The following is a 22,395-nucleotide window of genomic DNA, read 5'->3' on the forward strand; positions in this document are numbered from 1 at the left end:
TCCGTCGCTCTCACGAAATTGCCTTGGACCCACCGGTAGCGTTTCTCCTTCGTGAGTGAAGCGAGCGCCGACGATCCCCGACCCGATCCGCAGCTCGTCGCCGAGCGGCATCACCTGCAGCTCGCCCAGTCCTGCCTGGCGCAGATGCGCGAAGCCGCCGACCACATCGCCGACTACGGCGTGGACGAGCTGGCCAGCCATGCGCTCGGCTCGCTGCGGGCGCAGCGACTGGAGTCGCTCGCCGCGGACCCCGACGCGCCGCCGTTCTTCGGCCGCACCGACCGCGATCCGGATGCCGAGGTGGGTCCCGGCGGTGAGACCTTCCACATCGGCCGTCGTCACATCCGCGACCCGGCCGGCGACCCGGTGGTCATCGACTGGCGGGCGCCGCTGGCGCGGCCGTTCTACCGGGCCACTGCCGACGACCGTCAGGGCGTCAGGCTGCGCCGGCGTTTCGGCTTCGCCGACGGCGAGCTGACCTCCTTCGAGGACGAGCAGCTCGACCGCGGCCAGGACCTCGGTCTCGCCTCGGACATGCTGCGTGCCGAGATCGAACGGCCCCGCGTCGGCCCGATGCGCGACATCGTCGCCACGATTCAGCCCGACCAGGACGAGCTGGTCCGCGCCGACCTCGACACGTCGCTCTGCGTCCAGGGTGCGCCGGGCACCGGGAAGACAGCCGTCGGCCTGCATCGGGCGGCCTACCTGCTCTATACCTTCCCCGAGCGGCTGCGGCGCTCCGGTGTCCTGGTGGTCGGCCCCAACCAGGCCTTCCTGCACTACATCGCCCAGGTGCTGCCCTCCCTCGGCGAGGGCGGCATCACCCAGGCGACGGTGGACGGGCTGCTCGGTCACGTCGCCAGCGGCAGCGAGCCGGTGGACCTCGCCGTCCTCAAGGGTGACGCCCGGCTGGCCGAGGTGCTGCGCCGCTCGGTGCTCTCCCACGTCCGCAAACCCGCCGACGACGTCGTGGCCGTCGTCGGCACCAAGCGATACCGGGTGCCGGAGTACCGGCTGCGCCGCTATGTCGACGACGCCCGGCGCGCACTGGGGTCCGGGCTGCGCTGGACCGCCGCCCGCGACCGGCTTCGGCTGCAGGTGGCCGAGGACGTCCGGCGGCAGCGCGAGGACGCCGGCGGTGCGCCGAGCGACGCCGAGACGGCGCGGGTCGCGCGGTCGCAGGCCGTGCGGGACTGGACCGACACGGTGTGGCCCGCCCTGACGGCGCCGGCACTGCTCGCACGGCTCTACGACGACGCGGACTTCCGCGCCCGGTGCGCCGGGGCCGCCCTCACCGAAGCGGAGCGGGACGCGCTCGCCAGGCCGGCTCCGTCCACGCTGCGCCGGGTGCGCTGGACGCCGGCCGACGTCGTCCTGCTCGACGAGCTGGAGTCGCTGCTGCAGCCGCAGGACACCTTCGTCCACGTCGTCGTCGACGAGGCGCAGGATCTCTCGGCGATGCAGTGCCGGGTCGTCGCCCGCCGCTGCCCGCAGGGGTCGGTGACCGTGCTCGGCGACCTGGCCCAGGCGACCACGCCCTGGGCGCCGGGGTCCTGGGAGCGCACGCTGGAGCATCTCGGCCACGAGGCGACGGTGCTGCCGCTGACCGCCGGCTACCGCGTGCCGGGCGAGGTGCTGGCTCTGGCCAACCGGCTGCTGCCCCACATCGCGCCGGACGTCCCGCCCGCGACGTCGGTCCGCCAGGGCGAGGATGCGCTGCGCCTCGTGCCGGGCGGTTCGGTGGTCGCCCAGGTCCGCGACTGCCTCGCGGTGCCCGGCTCGGTCGGGGTGATCGTCCCGGACGCCCGCGCCGACGAGACCCTCGCCGGCCTCGCCGAGTTCGGGGCTCAGCTGCTCGGCGGTGACGCCGACCCGCGGGTGACGGTCGTCCCCGCCTCCGGGGCCAAGGGCTTGGAGTACGACTCCGTGGTCGTGGTCGAACCCGCCGCCATCGTCGAGGCCGAGTACGAGCGCATCGACGGTCTGCGGCGCCTCTACGTCGTCCTCACCCGTGCCGTCTCGCGGGTGCGGATCGTCCACGCGACCGCCCTGCCCGCCGAACTCGACTGAGCCTCGCGCGAGTCTCCACAGCCCCGTGATCGGGGTCACGGATATGGTAGGAACCTCTGGGTAGTTCGGCCGGTACGCCACCCCTGTACCAACGGACGATCCAGCCTCGTACGACAGCGTCAGACCCACCCGCAGAGCGCACCACCGGCAACCCCGGCGAGCGCGAGAGCCGAGGAGTCGCCGTGAGCGAACACGTCCATGCCGTGAACCCCGAGCCGGACCTCGTCCAGCTGCTCACGCCCGAGGGGCAGCGGGTGGACCACCCCGACTACCCGCTCGAGATCAGCGACGACGAGATCGGCTCGCTCTACCGCGACCTGGTGCTGGTGCGACGCATCGACAGCGAGGCGATCGCGCTGCAGCGGCAGGGCGAGCTGGGACTCTGGGCCTCCGCGCTGGGCCAGGAGGCGGCACAGATCGGCGCCGGCCGGGCGCTGCGCACCCAGGACATGGCCTTCCCCACCTACCGCGAGCACGGGCTGGCCTGGTGCCGCGAGGTCGACGCGCTGACGCTGATGGGGCTCTACCGCGGCACGAACCTCGGCGGCTGGGACCCCAAAGAGAACAACTTCGGGCTGTACACGATCGTCATCGGCGCGCAGACGCTGCACGCCACCGGATACGCGATGGGGGTCGTCCGGGACGGGGCCGTCGGCACCGGCGACCCGGAGCGCGACACCGCCGTCATCGCCTTCTTCGGTGACGGCGCCTCCAGCCAGGGCGACGTCAACGAGTCCTTCGTCTGGGCCGCGGCGGCGAACCTGCCGGTCGTCTTCTTCTGCCAGAACAACCAGTGGGCGATCAGCGAGCCGGTGGGCGTGCAGAGTCGCGTGCCGCTGTACCGCCGCGCCAGCGGCTTCGGTTTCCCCGGCATCCGGGTGGACGGCAACGACGTCCTGGCCAGCCTCGCCGTCACCCGCAAGGCCCTGGACGACGCCCGCAACGCGCAGGGCCCGACCTTCGTCGAGGCCTTCACCTACCGCATGAACCCGCACACCACCAACGACGACCCGCGGCGGTACCGGCTGGGCAGCGAGGCCGAGACATGGAAGCTGAAGGACCCGATCGAGCGGGTCCGCGCCTATCTCGCTCGTGAGGCCGGCTTCGGTGCCGACTTCTTCGACGGCATCGAGGCCGAGGCGCGCGAGCTCGCCGAGTACATCCGCGTCGGGTGCCGGGCCCTGCCCGACCCCACGCCCGCCTCCCTCTTCGAGCACGTGAACGTGACCATGACCGACGACGTCCGCGCCCAGCGCGACGACTTCGTCCAGTTCGTGACGGAGGTGTCGGCATGACGGCCAAGACGATGGCGAAGTCGCTCAACGACGGGCTCCGCAAGGCGATGGAGGACGACCCCAAGGTCGTCGTCATGGGGGAGGACGTCGGCAAGCTCGGCGGCGTCTTCCGCATCACCGACGGCCTGCAGAAGGACTTCGGCGAGGCCCGGGTCATCGACACCCCGCTGGCCGAGTCGGCGATCATCGGCACGGCGGTGGGGCTGGCCATCCGGGGCTACCGTCCGGTCTGCGAGATCCAGTTCGACGGCTTCGTCTTCCCCGGCTTCGACCAGATCGTCAGCCAGGTGGCCAAGTTCCACAACCGCTCGGCCGGCAAGGTGAAGATGCCGATCACCATCCGGATCCCCTCCGGCGGTGGCATCGGCGCCGTCGAGCACCACAGCGAGTCGGTCGAGACCTACTTCGCGCACACCGCCGGGCTCAAGGTCGTCGCCTGCAGCAATCCCTCGGACGCCTACTGGATGATCCAGGACGCCATCGCCGACGACGACCCGGTGATCTTCATCGAGCCCAAGCGGCTCTACCACGCCGGCAAGGCCGAGATCGCCGAGTCGCCGACGCCGCTGTACTCGGCGCAGGTCATCCGACCCGGCCGGCACGTGACGCTGGCCGGCTACGGCATGACGGTGCCGACACTGCTCGACGCGGCCGCGGCCGCAGCCGAGGAGGGCCTGGAGCTGGAGGTCATCGACCTGCGTAGCGTCTCGCCCCTGGACGTCGGCACGGTCGTCGAGTCCGTGCGCCGCACCGGTCGGCTGATCGTGGTCCACGAGGCGCCGCAGAGCTTCGGCGTCGGTGCCGAGCTCGCCACCCGCGTCACCGAGGCGGCGTTCTACAGCCTCGAGGCGCCGGTACTGCGCGTCACCGGTTACGACACCCCGTATCCGCCGTCGCGGCTGGAGCACGAATGGCTGCCGAACCTGGACCGCGTGCTGGACACCGTCGACAAGATCATGGAGTTCTGAGCGTGAGCCTGGAGCAGTTCCGCCTGCCGGACCTCGGTGAGGGCCTCACCGAGGGCGACATCCTCAAGTGGCTGGTCGCCGTCGGCGACACCGTCGAGGTCAACGACACCATCGCCGAGGTCGAGACGGTGAAGGCCGCCGTCGAGCTGCCCTCGCCGTTCGCGGGCGTCGTCACCGGCCTGCACGCCGCCGAGGGCGAGACCGTCCCGGTGGGGACGGCGATCATCTCCATCGAGACGTCGGGTTCGGCGGCGCCCGCGACGACCCCGGTGTCACCCGCGGCGGCAGCCGGGGAGGATCTCGTCCCGGCGCTGGCCGAGGAGGAGAAGCAGCCGACGCTGGTGGGTTACGGACCGCGAGAGGAGACCGGCGGCCGCCGCCGGCGGCGTCGGGTCGAGCCGCCACCGGTCACCGCCGCCGGCGCGCAGGCGTCCTTCAATCTGCCCCCGGCCGCGGCAGCACACCCGGCGCCGCCGCCCGCGGCGGTCGAGCCCCCGGTCACCCCCGTCACGGCCCGGCCCGGCGCCCAGCGGGCCCTGGCCAAGCCACCGGTCCGCAAGCTCGCCAAGGACCTCGGTGTGGATCTCACCGGCATTGCACCGACCGGCCCCCACGGCACGATCACCCGCGAGGACGTGCAGCAGGCGGCCAGCGGCAGCCGCGTCAACGGGCACGCGCCGGCAAGCACCGCCGCCGTGACCACCGGACGCGAGACTCGCATCCCCATCAAGGGCATCCGCAAGCACACCGCCGCGGCGATGGTGGCCAGCGCCTTCACCGCCCCGCACGTCACCGAGTTCGTGACGATCGACATCACCGCGACCATGGAGCTGCGCGACCGGGTCGCCGCACGCCGGGAGTTCCGCGGCGTGAAGGTCTCGCCGCTGCTCTTCGTGGCACGCGCCGTCCTGCTGGCCGTGAAGCGCACCCCCGAGCTCAACGCGACGTGGGACGAGGCCGCGGGCGAGATCGTGCACAAGCACTACGTGAACCTCGGCATCGCCGCGGCGACCGAGCGGGGCCTGGTCGTCCCCAACGTCAAGGACGCCGATCGGATGTCGCTGCTGGAGCTCGCGGGGGCGGTGGGCCAACTGACCGAGACCGCCCGCGCCGGGAAGACGAGCCCGGCCGACATGTCCGGCGGCACCTTCACCATCACCAACGTCGGCGTCTTCGGTGTCGACACCGGCACCCCGATCCTCAATCCCGGCGAGGCGGGCATCCTCTGCTTCGGCGCGATCCGGCGGATGCCGTGGGTCGTCGGCAGCGGTGCGGACGAACGGATCGAGCCACGCTGGGTGACCCAGCTCGGCCTCTCCTTCGACCACCGCCTCGTGGACGGCCAGCAGGGGTCGCAGTTCCTCGCCGACGTGGCCGCGATCCTTTCGGACCCCGGGCTCGCTTTGTTGTGATTCGTTAGGCGGCTCAGCGCAATGACGGGGTGACGTTAGCCACCAGGGGCCTCTTGGGCGTGATCTGTTAGGCAGTGCGAGGTACTGTCCTTACAGATCACTCAACGAGGAGGAATCATGGAGAAGATCGCCCGCCGCCTGCGCCAGCGTCGTCGAGTCCGCGAGTTCAACCGCGCCTTCGACAATGCCTCGCCGTCGATGCAGCACGAGCTCATCGCCGCCGCCGCACGCTCCGGCATGCACAACCGGTGATCGCACGCCGACACCCGGCAGCGCACTGAGGCCGTCGTCCCACCCGGACGGCGGCCTTTCGCGTACCCGGAGGAAACATCCGCGGGCGACGACGGTTGGATGACAGCGTGGATGCCGTGAAGACCGGCCCGCGGGTGCGGGCCCCCGAACTCCCCGCCGGCGACTGGTTCAACACCGCCGCGCCGCTGGACCTCGCCGCTCTGCGCGGCCGCTTCGTGCTGCTGGATTTCTGGACCTTCTGCTGCGGCAACTGCCTGCACGTGCTCGACGAGCTCCGCCCGCTGGAACAGCGGCTCGGCGAGGTGCTCACCGTCGTGGGCGTGCACTCGCCGAAGTTCCCGCACGAGGCCGACCCGACCGCGCTCGCGGCTGCCATCGAGCGCTACGAGGTGCACCACCCGGTGCTCAACGACCCTGCCCTGGCTGCCTGGCAGCAGTACGCGGTGCGGGCCTGGCCCACCCTGGTGCTGGTCGATCCCGACGGCTACGTCATCGCCCAGGCCGCCGGCGAGGGACAGGTCGCCGCGCTCGGGGCACTGATCGACGACCGGCTGCCCGCCTTCGAGGCCGCGGGGCGGCTGCGGCGCGGTGACGGTCCGTACGTGCCCCCGCCGGTCGCCCCCGGCGCACTGCGCTTCCCCGCCGACGCCGTCCGACTCCCCGCGGCGCGGACCGGGCGGGACCGCGACACGCTGCTCGTCGCCGACGCCGGTCACCACCAGGTCGTCGAGGTCGAACTCGACGGCGAGACGGTGCTGCGGCGCATCGGCGCGGGCCGGGGCGAGCCCTTCGCCGAGCCGAACGGGCTGGCACTGCTGCCCGCCGGGCTCGCGCCGTACGACGTCCTCGTCGCCGACACCGCCCACCACGTGCTGCGTGGTGTCAGGCTGGCCGACGGCGAGGTCGTCGCCACCCTCGATCTGCCCGCCCTGCTCGCCGACGAGCTCACCGTCACCGGTCCGATCCCGCTCGCCCTCTCGCCCTGGGACCTCGTCTGGTGGCCCGCCACCGAGCGCGTCGTCGTCGCGGCGGCCGGCGTCCACCTGCTGCTCAGCGTGGACCCGGTCACCGGGACGGCGGAGGTCCTGGCCGGGACCACCGTCGAAGGGCTGCGTGACGGCGCCGCCCTGGACAGCTGGCTGGCGCAGCCGTCCGGCCTGGCCGTCGACGGTGACCGGGTCTGGTTCGTCGACGCCGAGACCTCGGCGCTGCGCTCGCTGGACACCGCCGGCGTGGTCCGGACCGCCGTGGGGGAGGGGTTGTTCGACTTCGGGCACGTGGACGGCCCGTCCGCGGCCGCCAGGCTGCAGCACCCCCTCGGCGTCGCCCTGCTGGGCGACGGGTCGGTGGCGGTGCTGGACACCTACAACGGCGCGGTCCGCCGCTACGACCCCGCCGCCGACGAGGTGAGCACGCTGGCCCGCGGCCTGACCGAACCGTCCGCGGCGCTGCTCGTCGGTGACGAGCTCGTCGTGGTCGAGTCCGCCGCACACCGGCTCTCGGCGACACCGCTGGCACCGGAGCTGATCGCCGGCCCGGCGCTGCGCACCGAGCGGCCCCCGACGGCGCTGCGGGCCGGCACGGTGACGCTGACGGTCCGCTACGCGCCGGCACCCGGCCGCAAGGCCGACGAGCGCTACGGTCCGTCGACGCTGCTCTCGGTTGCCGGCGCGCCGGAGCTGCTGCGCGCCGGGGCGGGGGACAGCGTCGAGCTGACCCGCGAGCTCACCCTCGCCGCCGGGACCGGGGTGCTGGCCGTGACCGCCCGAGCCGCCGCCTGCAGCGACGACCCGAGCGAGGAGCACCCGGCCTGCGAGCTGAGCCGGCAGGACTGGGGCATCCCGGTGGTCGTCAGCGAGGACGGTGACACCGAGCTGGAGCTCGTCCTGCTGGGGTGAGCCGGGACGCGTCCTCGGGCGTGTCCTAGTCGATCCGCATGGCGACGACGGCGACGTCGTCGCCGTGACGGACTGCGGCGCGGGTGAGGGTGTCGATGATCCGGCGCGGGGTCGCCTCCGAGGGCAGCGCCGCGGTGAGCCGGCACATCTCGGCGAGCCCCTCGTCCATGTCCGGCTCGGCACCGAAGGAGTCGGTCAGCCCGTCGGTGAAGCAGATGAGCGTGCTGCCGCGCTCGAGGTCGCAGAAGGCGTCCGGCGGTCGCTTGCTGTCGGCCAGCAGCCGGCTCACGCCGATCATGGGACCGCGGCTGGCGTCCAGGACGCGGACCGTGCCGTCCGGCTCCCGGATCACGATCGGCGGGTGCCCGGCGCTGGTGTAGCGCAGCGTGGCGCCCTCCGGCGTCGGCGTGAGCGTGGCGTAGACGCAGGTGGCGAGGAAGCGCATGTCGGTGCCGTCGAGCAGCTCGTCGACGGCGGTGAGGACGGTGTGCGGATGGCTGCCGGGCCAGCCGTAGGAGCGGACGATGGTGCTGAGCTTGCCCATGCGGGCCGCCGAGTCGATGTTGTGGCCCATCACGTCGCCGACGACGACGCCGACCGCGCCGCCGCCCCGCAGCGCGAAGACGTCGTACCAGTCGCCGCCCACGGCCGCCTCGTCGGCGGCGGGGACGTAGTCGGCGGCGATGGTGAGGCCGTCGACCGTGGGCAGGCTCGGCAGCAGGTTGCGCTGCAGCGTGGCGGCGGCCGCCCGCTCACGGGCGTACAGCTGCGTGTTCTCCAGCATCAGGCCGGCCCGGACGGCGAGATCCTGCACCAGCGCGACCTCGGTCTCCCCGAGCGGCGGCCGCTCGCCGTCGGCGACGAGCATGACGCAGCCGAGGATGCCCGATCGGGCGAGCAGCGGGACGGCGACGAAGCTGCGGATGCCGAGCTCGCGCAGCAGCTCCGTCCGCTCGTCGTCCGCGGCACCGGTGCGGTCGGGCGGCTCCCGGTCGTAGTCGGTCACCAGCACGTCGCGGGCCTCGCCGCGCAGCACCCGCCAGAGCGGGCTGTTGTGCGGCAGTGACGCGGGGAGCTGTCCGCGCAACCGCTCCACCGTCGCCGCGATGTGCTCGTCGGTCTCGGCCGCCTCGTGCAGCAGCAGCGGGGTCTGCAGTCCGCCGGTCTCGTTCCGGACGAAGACCGAGCACCAGGTGCCGACGCGCGGGACGAGAGCGTCGGCGAGCAGCTCGAGGATGCGACCCGGCTGCTGGCTCATGGCCATGCGTGAGGTGAAGTCGGCGAGCAGGGCCAGCCGGTCGGCGGCGTCGGCCACCTGGGCCAGCGCGTCGTCGCGCGCCTGCTGTGCCTCGACCCGGGCGGTGACGTCGGCCTGCACTCCGACGTAGTGCGTGATCTCGCCGTCCCGGTCACGCACCGGGGAGATGGAGAGCTCGTTCCAGAACGGCCGGCCGTCCTTGCGGTAGTTCAACAGCGTGGTGGTGAGCGCACTGCCGTTGCGCAGGGCGGCCCGGATCTCGTCCACGACGCTCTGGTCGGTGTCGGGGCCCTGCAGGAAGCGACAGTTGCGCCCCACCGCCTCGTCGAAGCTGTAGCCGGTGGTCTCGGTGAAGGCGGGGTTCACCCAGACGAGCGGGTTCTCGGCGTCGTTCGGGTCGGTGATGGTGAAGGAGACCCGGGTGGCGAGGACGGCACGGTCGCGCAGCGTCGACGCCGACTCCCGGACGCCGGCGATCAGCTTGGCGTTGCGGGCGGGGAGGAAGACGACGAGCGCCAGCGACTCCAGCGCCTCAGGGGCTCCGGTCAGCGGCAGTCCCAGGACCCAGAGCACTTCGCGGGCGTCGGTGGCGGCAGTGGCGCGCATGGCGGTGATGGGCTCGCCCGCCGTGGGCTCCCCGCCCGCGACGCGCAGCAGCGACTCGGCCGGGTCGGGGCTGGTACTGCCGGACTCGGCGGGCTCGCTGCCGGCCGGCAGGTCGTCGCCGCTGACGTCTTCCAACCCGGCCGCCCGGGACCACTGGTCCACCGACATCGGCAGCTCGCCACCCGGCGCCAGCTGCCGGGCCAGGTCGTTGGCGTAGGTCACCTCGCGCCGGGCGAGGTCCACCACCAGGATGGCCGCCGAGGCCTCGTGCACCAGCGGCGGGTAGAGGGTCGCCAACGCCGCGTCGGCCTGCCGGCCGGGGCTGTCCGCCGCGGGCGGAGGCGTGGGGCTCACGGCCCCGATGCTATCGAGCGCCCTTGCCGTCCGTACTAGCGTCGCGGGCATGGTGCGCGCCGCATGGTTCTTCCCCGTCCCCGACGAGAGTCAGCTGCCGGAACGGCTGCAGGGTCTCTTCGCCAAGGCCCGCGAGAGCATCGGCTTCGTCCCCAATGTCTTCCGCTCGTTCAGCTACCGTCCCGAACGCCTTTCGGCTTGGTTCGGCCACTACCGGCTGCTGCACGAGCCGACCGCGAACCTCGACGCCGCCGACCGCGAGATGATCGCCGTGGTCGTCAGCGCGTGGAACCGCTGCACCTACTGCATCGTCTCCCACGGCCACGCCCTGCAGGCCGCCCTCGTCGAACGCGGCGTCGCCGCGGACGAGGCCACCCGCACCGCCGACTACATCGCCACCAACTGGCGCCATGCCGACCTCGACACGCGCCGGATCGCGATCTGCCAGTACGCCGAGAAGCTCACCGCCCGGCCGCACGAGGCGAGCGAGGCCGACCTCCACGCGCTGCGCGCCGTCGGGCTCACCGACCACGAGATCTGGGACGTCGCCGAGATCGCGGCGATGTACAACTTCACCAACCGGATGGCCCTCGCCCTCGGCCAGCGACCCAACCCCGAGTACCACTAGCTCCACCCCACTTGACCCACCCCGGCCGACCCTCCGCCGGCTCACCCTCCGCCGGCTGTTGAGTGGATGCGGGGACGTACCCCGACAGGTCAGCTCGTGATGTCCTTGCCGGCGAAGCGGGCCCAGGCCAGCGTGGTGAAGACGGCGACGTAGCCGACGCTGACCAGGACGCCCCGGCTCATCGAATCGGTGACGACCGGGTCGCGCAGCAGGTCGATCCAGGCCCGCCAGTGGTGGGTCGGCAGCCAGGCGTGGATGGCCGAGAGCTGCGGGATGGCGTCCGCGACCTGACTGGTGATGATCAGTGTCAGCGTCGCGGCGATGGCTGCGATCGGGACCTCGGTGAGCGTCGAGACGAAGAGCCCGATCGCGGCCACGCTGAGCAGCCCGACGGTCACGTAGCCGACGACGAGGGCGAGCCGGCCGAGCCCCTCGACGTAGCTGATCGTCCGACCCGAGAGCAGCGTGAGCTCACCGGAGGGGAAGAGCACCAGCCCGGCGAGCACGCCGAGCAGCGCCACGACCACAGCGCAGGCCAGGCACCACGCCGCGGTGGCCCCGAACTTCACGGCGAGCAGCCGCGTCCGGCCGACCGGGACGGTGAGCAGGTAGCGCAGCGTGCCGCTGTGCGCCTCACCGGCCACCGAATCCCCGGCCACCACCGAGACGACGAGTGGCAGGAAGAGCGGCATCGCGACGAGGAAGGCGGCGAGCGCGGCGAACAGTCCGTTCTCGGCGATGCCGCCGAAGATCGAGCCACCCTCGCGGTCGCCACCGCTGAGCTTGGTGGCGACGCAGATCAGAACCGGCACGAGGCCGAGGACGGCCAGCAGCAGGTTGTTGCGGCGCCGGCGGAAGACCATGCCGATCTCGGAGCGCAGGAAGCTAGCCCGAGACATCGAACCCCTCACCGGTCAGGCCGACGAACTGCTCCTCCAGGCTCGGTCGCTCGACCCGGAAGCCGCGCACCGCGACACCGGCGGCGACGAGGGCCGCGACCAGCTCCTCGGGGCGTGCCCGGCCGAGCAGAGCCAGGACGTCGGCACCGTCGCGTCGCACCTCCGCCAGCCCGCGCTCGGCGAGCAGCCGCGCCGCAGCCTCGACATGGGGGGTCTCGACCCGGACCGAGGGTGCCTGCCGGTCGCGGAGCTCGGTCATGCCGCCCTGCCAGACCAGCCGGCCGGCGCTCATGACCCCGATCTCGGTGCACATCTGCTCGACCTCGCTGAGCAGGTGCGAGGAGACGAAGACCGTCGTCCCCTGTTCGGCGAGCTGCCCGACCAGCGTGCGGATCTCCCGGGTCCCCTGGGGGTCCAGGCCGTTGGTCGGCTCGTCCAGCACCAGCAGCTCCCGCGGCCGCAGCAGCGCCGCGGCGATGCCGAGGCGCTGCCGCATGCCCAGGGAGTAGGCGCGATAGCGCTTGCCGGCCGCGGCGGTGAGGCCGACGCGTTCCAGCGCCTCGTCGATGCGTGCCGCCGAGGTCGCGGGGTCGGTGCTCCGGTCGGCGGCGTCCAACCGGGCCAGGTTGGCACGACCCGCGAGATAGGGATGGAACGCCGGCCCCTCGATCAGGGCACCGACCCGCTCCAGCACCTGAATGCCCGCCGCCGTCACGGACGTGCCGAGCAGCTCGTGCTCACCGGCACTCGGCATCACCAGGCCGAGCAGCATGCGGATCGTGGTGGTCTTGCCCGAGCCGTTGGGGCCGAGGAAGCCGTAGACCGAGCCCGCCGGCACCTGCAGGTCGATGCCGTCCACCGCGGCCACGGCGCCGAAGCGTTTGGTGAGACCGCGCGTGGCGATCGCCGGTGCCGTCATCGCCGCGGCGGACTACTTGGCGGCGGCGTAGAGCGAATTGGGCTCGACGGCCCCGAGGAGCACCCGGCCGTCGTTGGTGATCAGGACGTTGACGAGGTCGGTCGTGACGAGGCGCCCGGCACCCCAGGGCCCGTAGACCCGTTCCGAGGCCCGCGCCAGCGGTCCCTTCTCCAGGCTGCGCAGCCCCCGGCTGAGGCGGTCGCCGGCGTGCAGCGTCCAGACGGTGTCCCAGCCGGTGCCGCTCACCGTGAGCCGGCGCGCGACGTTGCGTGACGGCGACGGCGCGGACGGCGCCGACCGCTCCCGCTCCGCCCGGGCGCGTGCGAACCGCTCGGCCAGGTCCACCGTCCGCACCCGCGCGCCGGCGGGTGGGGTGAAGGAGAAGTAGGTGGCCGAGGGCGCGGTGAAGGAGATGCTCGTGTACTCGATATCCACCGCCGCGTCGGACCGGCCACGGGCGTAGACCTTGACGCCCAGCGGCACCTTCGTCTTGCCGTCCACGGCGATGCGCACCGAGCCGATGGTGGTGCTCTCGCTGCGCGGTGTGAGCACGAGCTCGTAGGCGCTGCGATTGGCGACGCGGTGCCGCGAGCTGACCGTCACCTTGGTGCCGGGCTGCAGCTCCTTGAGCAGGTCGTCGGCCAGTCCACCCGGCGTCGCCGCTCCCAGCGTGCCGCCGCTCGGCAGCGTCGCCGGCACCCCGGAGGGCCGCGGCGAGCCGCCGAAACGGGACGAGCGGTCCGGGAGGATGGCGTGCAGTGCGGTGCGGTCGGCGCTGGACCACTGCCAGACGTTCTGCCCGGAGCGGAAGACGTCGGTCTCGTCGGTCTCCCCCAGCAGCGCGACACGCTGCCGGTCGGGACCGCCGTACCAGACCTTGAGGGTGTGCGAGCCGGTGAGCAGCGAGGAGAGCGAGGCGCTGCTGCCGGCGTCGTCGCTCATCACCGAAGGCAGCTCGGGCAGGCCCAGCGAGAGCTTGGAGACGACCGTCCCGGAGAAGCCCGTCAGCTGCGGCTGTCGCACGGCCGCGATCAAGGACCGGGCGTCGGTACGCGGCAGCGTCGTCTCCGACGTCGCCTGTGCCCGCAGCACGCCGGTGGCGACGATGCCGATCACGCCGACCACCGCCACGGGCGCCAACCAGCGCAGCGCAGGATGGCGCTGGACCACCGGCGGGACATTCACCCCATCGAGGGTGCGCAACGCGCGCTGTGGCAGGGCTGAGGTAGGCCCGGTGCGCTGCTGGTCCACACTGGCAGTCTGACAACGCTTCGAACCAGTCCGACAGGCGCCCTCCGGGCGTCCACAGGTCGGCCCAGACCAGGGGAGTGCAGAGTGCGATTGCTGATCGTCGAGGACGAGGTCAGGCTGGCGTCCGCCCTGCAACGCGGTCTCGGCGCCGAGGGGTTCACCGTCGACGTCGCCCACACCGGCCCCGACGGGCTGCACCTGGCGCAGGAGACGACCTACGACGCGGTCATCCTCGACATCATGCTGCCGGAGCTCTCCGGCTATCGCATCATCGAGCACCTGCGCGCCGCCGAGAACTGGGTCCCGATCCTCATGCTCACGGCGAAGGACGGCGAGTACGACGAGGCCGACGCCCTGGACCTCGGCGCGGACGACTACCTCACCAAGCCGTTCTCGTTCGTCGTCCTGCTGGCGCGCATCCGGGCCCTGATGCGGCGCGGGGTCCAGCCGCGACCGGCATCGCTGACCGTCGGCGACCTGGTCCTCGATCCCGCCGCCCACACGGTCCACCGCGGCGAGACGGCCATCGAGCTGACACCCCGCGAGTTCTCGCTGCTCGAGTTCCTGATGCGCCGCGCCGGTGACGCGGTGAGCAAGGCGGACATCCTGCACCACGTCTGGGACGCCAACTACGACGGCGACGCCAACGTCGTCGAGGTCTATGTCGGCTACCTGCGCCGCAAGATCGACGTGCCCTTCAGCCGGCAGTCGCTGCAGACCGTCCGCGGGGCCGGCTACCGCCTCACCGCCGAGAACTAGCCCCACCGATGTCCGCGACGGGGTCGTCGCTGCAGGGGATCGCGCGGCGCGGCGTCGCCTGGCCGCGCGAGTGGTGGGTGCGCCAGTCGCTGCGTGCCCGCCTCACCCTGCTCGCCACCGCCCTCTTCTCCTTCGCCGTCATCACCGGTGCCGTGCTGCTGCTCGTGCTGCAGCGCTACGCCCTCACCCGCGTGCTCGACTCCAACGCCGTGCAGAGCGCGAACGACGTCGCCGCCCTGGTGCGCAAGGGCACGCTGCCCAAGGTGGTGCCGACGACGACGAGCGGTATCGCCGCCGTCCAGGTACTCGACAGCAACGACGCGGTCATCGCCTCCTCCGAGGGAGCCGACCGCACCGTCTCGCTGCTGAGCCCGAGCCAGCTGACGCAGGTCCGCAACGGCAACCGCATCGAGTTCAGCGCCGACGACATCTCCAGCTCCACCCCGACCCTTCGCGCGATCGCGCGCAAAGTCGGCTCCGTCACGGTCGTCGTCTTCACCGACGTGAGCCGGGTGGACGACAGCCTGCGCATCCTCACCCGCGCCGCGCTCATCGGCGGTCCGCTGGCGGTGCTGCTCATGGCGACGGCCACCTACGGCGTGGTGGCCCTCACCCTGCGACCGGTCGCCGCGCTGCGGCACGGTGCCGCCGACATCACGGCAGCGGGGCTCGCCGAACAGCGGCTGCCGGTGCCCCGCGCGCAGGACGAGATCCACCGGCTGGCCGTCACCCTCAACGCCATGCTCGACCGCATCGACTCGGCCACCAGCCGGCAGCGGACCTTCGTCGGGGACGCCGCGCACGAGCTCCGCTCGCCGCTGGCCTCGCTGCGGGTGCAGCTGGAAGTGGGGCAGCGCTTCGGCCCGGAGGACGACTGGTCGGGCCTGCTCGACGACGTCCTCGTGGACGTCGACCGGCTCGACCGGCTGGTGAAGGACCTGCTCTCGCTCGCGCGGCTGGACGAGGCGGGTCGGCTCCGTTCGGAGCCGGTGGAGTTCGGTGAGGTGGTCGACTCCGTCGTCGCCGGGTACACCCAGGCCCGCGTTCCGGTGACGGCGAACTGCACCCCGGTGACGGTGACCGGTGACGCCGATGCGCTGCGCCGGGTGGTGATCAACCTGGTGAACAACGCCGTCCGCTACGCGACGACCGGCGTGACCGTCGAGCTGGGGGTCCACGGGCGGGGCGAGACACGGCACGCCCGGCTCACGGTCACCGACGACGGCCCCGGCATCCCGGAACGGGAGCGGCAGCGCGTCTTCGACCGCTTCTACCGGGTGCAGGAGTCGCGTTCGCGCGACACCGGCGGCACCGGGCTGGGGCTGCCGATCGTCCGGGACATCGTGCGCAACCACGGTGGCCGGGTCTGGCTGACCGATCGCGAGGACGGCCGGCCGGGACTGCTCGCCGTCGTCACGCTGCCGCTGGCCTGAGGCCGGCGCCCGGGCGGGCAGCCGGTCCGGAGAGCGCCGGGCCGACAGCGGACTGCCGCCGGCCCGGTTGCTCTCAGCTCGACGGCGCGCCGCTGGGCGAGCCGCTGCTGCCGCAGACCGGCAGCGTGCCCGGCGTCGTCGTGGTGGGGGTCGGTGTCGGCGTGGTCGGGGCGCCGGGCGTGGGGCTCGTCGGCGTACCGGTCGGCCCCGGGGTGCAGGTCGGCTGCGGCGGCGAGTACTGGTAGATCGTCAGCGTGATCTTGCGGCTCGGCTTGTAGGCGCCGGGTCCGGGATCCTGCGAGGCGACGAGACCGTTCTTGCTCTCGTCGCGCGTCGTCTGCTCCACCGTCTTCGGATTGCCGAAGTCGTCCGGAATGAGCTCGAGCGCCTGGGCGAGCGTCTTGCCGGTGACGTCCGGCAGCTTGATGGTGCCGGTGGAGAGGACGAGTTCGATCTTGGTGCCGGGGCGGACGGCCTCGTTGGCGGACGTGCCCTGCTCGAGCACCGTGTCCTTGTCCTCGGCGCTGTTGCGGTACGTCCGGGTGTAGGTGAGCTTGGCGTTCTTCAACGCCGCCACCGCGTCGGCGAACTTCATCCCCTCGACGAGCGGCACGCTGGTGAGCTGCTGCTTGTAGGTGTAGAAGCGGACGACGCTGCCCTCTTGCAGCTCGGCACCGGGCGCCGGGGTCGTGATGCAGACCTGACCCTCGCTGACCGAGCGGACCACCCCGCCGGCGTCCTTGCAGGGCTCGCTGGTCTCGCCGCCGAACTCGGGCGTCAGCTTCTGCTTGCGGAGGTCGTCGATAGCAGCCTGGCGCGTCTGGCCGATGACGGAGTCGAGGGTAACGTTCTGCCGCTCCGTGCCGCCCGTGCCGGCGATGAGCCAGGTGCCGATGCCGATCACGAGCAGCAGTGCCACCACCACCGCGGCCCAGATCAGACCGGTGCGATGCCGCTCGTCCTCGCCGTCCTCCTCGTCGACGGGACGGCGCGCCGCCACGACCGGCGCGGGCGTGCGAGCGATGAACTGGGTGCGCTCGGCGTCGGTCATCACCGCCTCGGCGGTGACCGGCTGGCTGGCCAGCGCGCGCTGCAGGTCGCTGCGCATGTCCGCGGCGGACTGGTAGCGGTTGAGCTGGTTCTTGGCCAGCGCCTTCATGATGATGGAATCGACGGCGCGCGAGACCTCAGGGTTGCGCGCCGAGGGCAGCACTGGGTTCTCGCGGACGTGCTGGTAGGCCACCGCGACCGGCGAGTCGCCCTGAAACGGCGGACCCCCGGTGACGAGCTCGTAGAAGAGGCAGCCGGTGGAGTAGACGTCGGAGCGCGCGTCGACGGACTCGCCGCGGGCCTGCTCGGGCGAGAGGTACTGCGCCGTGCCGATGACGTTGGCCGTCTGCGTCACCGTGGCCGAGGTGTCGGCGACGGCGCGGGCGATGCCGAAGTCCATCACCTTGACCGCGCCGGCAGTGGTGATCATGACGTTGGCCGGCTTGATGTCGCGGTGGATGATGCCGTTGCGGTGGCTGAAGTCCAGCGCGCTGCAGATGTCGGCGACGATCTCCATCGCCCGGCTCTCGGGCAGCTTGCCCTCGGCGCGCAGGATGTCGCGCAGCGTCCGGCCCTGCACGAACTCCATGACGATGAAGGGCACCGGGACACCGTCGGCGCCGGCGTCCTCGCCGGTGTCGAAGACCGAGACGATCGACGGGTGGTTCAGGCCGGCGGCCGAGTGCGCCTCGCGCCGGAACCGGTTGAGGAAGGACGGGTCCCGCGCCAGGTCGGCGCGCAGCACCTTGATCGCGACATCGCGGTTGAGACGGATGTCCCGCCCGCGGTGGACCTCGGCCATCCCGCCGTAGCCGATCAGCTCACCGAGCTCGTACCTGCCGCCGACCAGTCTCGGCTGCGTCATCTGTCGTCCTCATTCCTCGTCCTGCGGGGCCGGCGTGTGTCGCGATGCTCCGGCATCGGCATCACGACCCACCCGCCCCGATGGAGCTCAGATATGCCTCGAAGACCTTCCTGGCTACCGGCGCGGCGGCCAGCCCACCGGTGGTCTCGTTGCCGTTGACCCCGCCCTCCTCGATGATCACGGAGACGGCGATCTTGGCCTCGCCACGGTCCAGCGCGAAGCCGGTGAACCACGCGTGCGGGGGCGGGAACTTGCCGGTGCGGGCGTTGCGGGTGCCGTGGTCGGCCGTCCCGGTCTTGCCGCCGACCTTCACGTCGGGGAAGGTCTTGCTGTCGACCGCGGCCGTCCGGCCCGTGCCCTGCGGGTTGTCGACGACGCCCTCCATCAGCTGGATCAGCTCGGCGTCGCGATCGGGGTCCAGCACTTGGCTGAGCTGCTCGGGGTCGGTCTGGCGCAGCGTCGACAGATCGGGGCGGAGCTCCTTGGCCACCAGGTAGGGCTTCATCAGCAGCCCGTTGTTGGCCACTGCGGAGGAGATCATCGCGGCCTGCATCGGCGTGATGGCCACGTCGCGCTGGCCGATCGCCGACTGCGCCAGGGTGTCGGGCTGCTGCCAGTCGCTCTGCGCACCGGGGGTGGAACGGCAGACCGGCAACGGGGTGGTGAAGGCGGCCCGCAGGCAGAGGTCCCCGGCCTGGGTCCCGGAGTAGGGCGCCTGCAGCCCGAACTTCTCGGCCATCGCCGGCACCTTGGTCTTGAGGTCCTCGGCGACGAGCTTGGCGAAGGTGGTGTTGCAGGACTTGGCCAGGGCCAGCGCGAGGGTGGCGGTCTTGCCGTTGTCGCAGACCTCGCCGTCGAAGTTCTCGACGCAGGCCGCCTCGCCGTTGGCCGGGCAGGCGCTGGTCCGGCCGGGGTTCAGCGGCCAGTAGGAGTTCGGCGAGGAGAGCCGGGTGTTCGGCGTCAGCTTGGGGTCGGCCTGCAGGGCGGCGGCGGAGTCGATGACCTTGAACATCGAACCGGGCGGATAGACCTGGCTGATGGTCCGGTTGAGCAGCGGGTCCTCGTCGTTCTTGTTGTAGGCCTTCCACGCCGCGTCGATCTCGTCGGCGTTGTGGCTGGCCAGCTTGTTCGGGTCGTACGACGGCGTGGAGACCATGGCGAGGATGGCGCCGGTCTTGGGGTTGAGGGCGACCACGGCGCCGCGCCGGTTGCCCATCGCCTTGTAGGCGGCGGCCTGCGCCCGGGCGTTGAGGGTCAGCTGGACGCTGCCGCCCTTGGGGTTGCGTCCGGTGAGGATGTCGGCGAGCCGGGTGCCGAACAGCGACGGGTCGTCCCCGGTGAGGATGCTGTTGGTGGCGCTCTCGATACCGGTCTTGCCGTAGATGTAGGAGTAGTAGCCGGTGGCCGGGGCGTAGACCGGACCCTGCGGGTACTTGCGCAGGTACTTCAGCTCGTCCTTGGTCGCCACCGACGTCGCCACCGCGTTGCCGTCGACGACGATCTGGCCCCGCGGGCTGCTGTACTCGTTGAGCAGCACGCGCCGGTTGCCGGAGTTGTCGCGGTACGAGTCGCCCTGCAGCACCTGCACCACGTTGAGGTTCACGAAGAGCGCGAGGAAGAGCACGCCCACGGCGATGGCGACCTTGCGGATGGGCTTGTTCATGCCGGCACCGGTTCCTGCGTGGCGGTCTGCTGGGACGACGGTGGCGTGGTCGCCGGCCGCCGGGCGGCGTCGGAGATGCGGACCAGCAGCGCGAGGATCACCCAGCTGCCGAGCATCGACGACCCGCCGTAGGAGAGGAACGGCGTGGTGAGGCCGGTGGCGGGGAGCAGCCGGGTCACGCCGGCGACGACCACGAAGAGCTGCAGGGCGTAGAGGAACGCCAGCCCGCAGGCCAGCAGCTTGCCGAAGGAGTCGCGCACCGCCAGGCCCGCCGCGAGGCCGCGGGTGACGAGGATGCCGTAGAGGGCGAGCAGCCCGGCGACGCCGAAGAGCCCGGTCTCCTCGCCGAAGGAGGAGATGATGAAGTCGGTGGAGGGTAGCGGCACCAGCTCCGGGTGCCCGCTGCCCAGGCCGGTGCCGAAGATGCCGCCGGTGCCGAGGCCGAAGAGTGACTGCCGCAGCTGGAAGCCGAGGGCGGCGTTGTCGGCGGCGAAGGGGTGCAGCCAGATGCTGACGCGCTCCTGCACCTTGCCGAAGATCTGGTACGCCAGGTAGGCCCCGCCGGCGAAGAGCAGCATGCCGATGATGACCCAGCTGACGCGCTCGGTGGCGACGTAGATGAGCACGATGAAGAGGCCGAAGAAGAGCAGTGACGTGCCCAGGTCGCTACCCCGGACGAGCACCGCGATGCAGACCAGCCACGCCACGAGCACCGGACCGAGGTCGCGGCCGCGGGGCAGGGTGAGTCCCAGGATCTTGCGGCCGGCGAGCGCGAGGACGTCCCGCTTCTGCACCAGGTAGGCGGCGCCGAAGATGGTGAGCAGGATCTTGGCGAACTCACCGGGCTGGATCTGGAAGCCGCCGACGCGGATCCAGATGTTGGCGCCCGGAGCCTCCGGGATCTCGCTGAACTGCGCCGGCAGGACCACCGGCAGCATGAGGAAGAAGAGGCCGACGAGCGCCAGCGTGTAGGCGTAGCGCTGCAGCACGCGATGGTCGCGGACCAGCAGCAGGATGCCGACGAAGAGGGCCAGGCCCAGGCCGATCCAGACGACCTGCTTGGGCGCCTGCGGCGCGTATCCCGAGCTGAGGTCGAGGCGGTGGATCATGACCAGGCCCAGGCCGTTGAGCAGCACCACCACCGGCAGCATCAGCGGATCGGCGTACGGCGCGACGCGGCGGATGACGAGGTGGGTGATCGCGCCGAGCAGCAGCGGCACGGCGGCGTAGGTCAGCAGGCGAGACGGGGAGAGCTTGCCGTCGCGGGCGGCTTCGACGGCGGTCTCGGCAATGACCGTGATCAGCACCGCGAAGATGAGCATGACGATCTCGGTGTTGCGGCGCGTCGGCACCGTGCGCAGCGTGCTCAGCCCGGCGGTCATCGGCAGTTCACCCCCGGGCTCGGCTGCGGCGTCTCGCTGCTGGCAGCGGCGGACGAGGCTGCGGAGGAGGCGGCACTGGACGAAGCGGCACTGGGAGAAGCTGTCGGCGAGGGGGTGAGGCGTCGCGTGGACGGCGCGGCGACCGGCGAGCTCCGGCGGCTGGCGGTGGGCGAGGCAGAGGCAGTGCTCGGCGTGGTCCGGGCGGTCGGGCTCGGCGTCGCGGACCGGCAGACGGGCAGCCGGTTGGCGCGGAGGTTCTCGACGATCTTCTCGGCGTCACGGGCGTTGCCGGCGGTGATGCCGCTGGTGACCTGACCCCGGACCGACGGGTTGAGGTCGTCGATCTCGATGTCGGTGTTCTTGTAGACGGTGAAGAACTTCAGCGGACCGAACTCGGTGTTGATGCCGCGGAAGATCGCGACCTCGCTGCCCTTGCCGTCCGCGCCGACGAAGAACTGGGTCTGCGTCCAGGCGTAAGTCGCGCCGAGTCCACCCACGACGACCGCGATCACGCCGATGCCGATGAGCCAGGGCTTCCAGCGGAACCGCCGTCGAGGTGCCTGCTGTTCGACCGGCGGCGGTGCCGCGGTGGGACGGGCCATGTGCGCGGCGCGCTCGGCGGCACTGGAGTCGCCGGTGACGCCGGGGACGTCGGCCGCCGCGGGGTCGACGAAGGCACCGGCGATGACCGGGACGTCGTCGATGACGTCCCCGACACGGGCGTTGATGACGTCGGCGACGATCACGGTGACGTTGTCGGGACCGCCGCCGCGCAGCGCGAGCTCGACGAGGCGGTCGGCGCAGTCCTGGACGTCCTCGATCCGCATCGTCTCGGCGATGGTCTCGGTCGAGACGACGTCGGAGAGACCGTCGGAGCAGAGCAGGTACCGGTCGCCGTGACGCGCCTCGCGGATCGAGACGTCCGGTTCGAGCTCGCCGCCGAGCAGGGCACGCAGGATGACCGACTTGCGGGGGTGGTCCTTGGCCTCGTCGGGTGTGAGCTTGCCGCTGTCGACGAGGTACTGGACGTAGGTGTCGTCGTGCGTGATCTGCGTCAGCAGGTTGTTGCGGAGCAGGTAGGCGCGCGAGTCGCCGACGTGAACGAGCCCCACCTGACCGCCGACGAAGCGCAGCGCGGTGAGGGTGGTCCCCATCCCCTCCAGCTCCTGCTTCTCCTTGACCGCGTCGGAGATCTGGTTGTTCGCCTCCAGGACGGTGTCGCGCAGCGCCCCCATGAGGTCGTCGATGCGGCGGTCCTCGTCGAGGTGCTCCATGGCGGTGATGACGATCTTGCTCGCCACCTCACCGGCCGCGTGACCGCCCATGCCGTCGGCGATGGCGAGCAACCGTGGCCCGGCGTAGACGGAGTCCTCGTTGTTGTTGCGGACCAGGCCCTGGTCGGAGCGGACGGCGTAACGCAGGTAGAGAGCCAT

The 22,395-nt window shown here is 71.9% G+C and carries 17 protein-coding genes; 9 read left to right on the forward strand and 8 right to left on the reverse strand.

Annotated elements, in window-relative coordinates:
- Window positions 1–51: 51 nt before the first annotated feature.
- The 6 genes from AC0NZQ_RS02315 (at window position 52) to AC0NZQ_RS02340 (ending at window position 7,895) form a co-directional block, all read left to right on the forward strand.
- A complete protein-coding gene (locus tag AC0NZQ_RS02315) occupies window positions 52–2,070 on the forward strand; it encodes a HelD family protein (protein WP_474528023.1) in 2,019 nt (672 codons plus the stop codon).
- A gap of 182 nt (window positions 2,071–2,252) precedes the next feature.
- A complete protein-coding gene (locus AC0NZQ_RS02320; RefSeq protein ID WP_474528024.1) occupies window positions 2,253–3,365 on the forward strand; it encodes a thiamine pyrophosphate-dependent dehydrogenase E1 component subunit alpha in 1,113 nt (370 codons plus the stop codon).
- Window positions 3,362–4,333, forward strand: a complete 972-nt coding sequence (locus AC0NZQ_RS02325) for an alpha-ketoacid dehydrogenase subunit beta (RefSeq protein WP_474528025.1) — start codon at window positions 3,362–3,364, stop codon at window positions 4,331–4,333. Before AC0NZQ_RS02320 ends, AC0NZQ_RS02325 begins: the two co-directional genes overlap by 4 nt.
- Before the next feature lie 2 nt (window positions 4,334–4,335).
- Window positions 4,336–5,745, forward strand: a complete 1,410-nt coding sequence (locus tag AC0NZQ_RS02330; protein ID WP_474528026.1) for a dihydrolipoamide acetyltransferase family protein — start codon at window positions 4,336–4,338, stop codon at window positions 5,743–5,745.
- 117 nt (window positions 5,746–5,862) lie between these two features.
- The gene (locus tag AC0NZQ_RS02335; RefSeq protein ID WP_474528027.1) at window positions 5,863–5,997 is read left to right on the forward strand and encodes a hypothetical protein; all 135 of its coding nucleotides are present in this window, start codon (window positions 5,863–5,865) and stop codon (window positions 5,995–5,997) included.
- A 116-nt stretch (window positions 5,998–6,113) separates the two neighbouring features.
- On the forward strand, window positions 6,114–7,895 hold the full coding sequence (locus tag AC0NZQ_RS02340; protein WP_474528028.1) for a thioredoxin-like domain-containing protein: 1,782 nt from the start codon (window positions 6,114–6,116) through the stop codon (window positions 7,893–7,895).
- Between the two features lie 25 nt (window positions 7,896–7,920).
- On the opposite strand, the gene AC0NZQ_RS02345 is transcribed toward AC0NZQ_RS02340, so the two are convergent.
- The gene (locus AC0NZQ_RS02345) at window positions 7,921–10,113 is read right to left on the reverse strand and encodes a SpoIIE family protein phosphatase (protein WP_474528029.1); all 2,193 of its coding nucleotides are present in this window, start codon (window positions 10,111–10,113) and stop codon (window positions 7,921–7,923) included.
- Window positions 10,114–10,162: 49 nt separating this feature from the next.
- On the opposite strand from AC0NZQ_RS02345, the gene AC0NZQ_RS02350 reads away from it, so the two are divergent.
- Entirely contained in the window at window positions 10,163–10,741 is a 579-nt protein-coding gene (locus AC0NZQ_RS02350; protein ID WP_474528030.1) for a peroxidase-related enzyme, read from the forward strand.
- Between the two features lie 89 nt (window positions 10,742–10,830).
- Here the strand turns inward: AC0NZQ_RS02350 and AC0NZQ_RS02355 are convergent, their stop codons facing one another.
- Genes AC0NZQ_RS02355 through AC0NZQ_RS02365 form a run of 3 tightly spaced genes read right to left on the reverse strand, consistent with a single transcriptional unit; the run spans window position 10,831 to window position 13,744 of the window.
- Window positions 10,831–11,640, reverse strand: a complete 810-nt coding sequence (locus AC0NZQ_RS02355; RefSeq protein ID WP_474528031.1) for an ABC transporter permease — start codon at window positions 11,638–11,640, stop codon at window positions 10,831–10,833.
- The gene (locus AC0NZQ_RS02360; RefSeq protein WP_474528032.1) at window positions 11,627–12,559 is read right to left on the reverse strand and encodes an ABC transporter ATP-binding protein; all 933 of its coding nucleotides are present in this window, start codon (window positions 12,557–12,559) and stop codon (window positions 11,627–11,629) included. Before AC0NZQ_RS02360 ends, AC0NZQ_RS02355 begins: the two co-directional genes overlap by 14 nt.
- A gap of 12 nt (window positions 12,560–12,571) precedes the next feature.
- Window positions 12,572–13,744 carry a LolA family protein gene (locus AC0NZQ_RS02365; protein ID WP_474528034.1) on the reverse strand — a complete coding sequence of 391 codons (1,173 nt, stop codon included), beginning with the start codon at window positions 13,742–13,744 and terminating at the stop codon, window positions 12,572–12,574.
- A 150-nt stretch (window positions 13,745–13,894) separates the two neighbouring features.
- On the opposite strand from AC0NZQ_RS02365, the gene AC0NZQ_RS02370 reads away from it, so the two are divergent.
- Both AC0NZQ_RS02370 and AC0NZQ_RS02375 read left to right on the forward strand, forming a co-directional pair.
- The gene (locus AC0NZQ_RS02370) at window positions 13,895–14,569 is read left to right on the forward strand and encodes a response regulator transcription factor (protein ID WP_474528035.1); all 675 of its coding nucleotides are present in this window, start codon (window positions 13,895–13,897) and stop codon (window positions 14,567–14,569) included.
- An 8-nt stretch (window positions 14,570–14,577) separates the two neighbouring features.
- Entirely contained in the window at window positions 14,578–16,002 is a 1,425-nt protein-coding gene (locus tag AC0NZQ_RS02375; protein WP_474528036.1) for a sensor histidine kinase, read from the forward strand.
- 73 nt (window positions 16,003–16,075) lie between these two features.
- Here the strand turns inward: AC0NZQ_RS02375 and pknB are convergent, their stop codons facing one another.
- The 4 genes from pknB to AC0NZQ_RS02395 form a co-directional block, all read right to left on the reverse strand.
- Window positions 16,076–17,917, reverse strand: a complete 1,842-nt coding sequence (gene pknB / locus AC0NZQ_RS02380) for a Stk1 family PASTA domain-containing Ser/Thr kinase (protein WP_474528037.1) — start codon at window positions 17,915–17,917, stop codon at window positions 16,076–16,078.
- Window positions 17,918–17,978: 61 nt separating this feature from the next.
- Window positions 17,979–19,580, reverse strand: coding sequence for a peptidoglycan D,D-transpeptidase FtsI family protein (locus tag AC0NZQ_RS02385; protein WP_474528038.1), 1,602 nt, complete (start codon window positions 19,578–19,580; stop codon window positions 17,979–17,981).
- Window positions 19,577–20,962 carry an FtsW/RodA/SpoVE family cell cycle protein gene (locus tag AC0NZQ_RS02390; protein WP_474528039.1) on the reverse strand — a complete coding sequence of 462 codons (1,386 nt, stop codon included), beginning with the start codon at window positions 20,960–20,962 and terminating at the stop codon, window positions 19,577–19,579. The genes AC0NZQ_RS02385 and AC0NZQ_RS02390 overlap by 4 nt, the downstream gene beginning before the upstream one ends.
- Complete coding sequence (locus AC0NZQ_RS02395; protein ID WP_474528040.1) at window positions 20,959–22,395, reverse strand: PP2C family protein-serine/threonine phosphatase; 1,437 nt, start codon at window positions 22,393–22,395, stop codon at window positions 20,959–20,961. The genes AC0NZQ_RS02390 and AC0NZQ_RS02395 overlap by 4 nt, the downstream gene beginning before the upstream one ends.

The sequence above is a fragment of the Jatrophihabitans sp. sgz311053 genome (genome assembly GCF_056135305.1).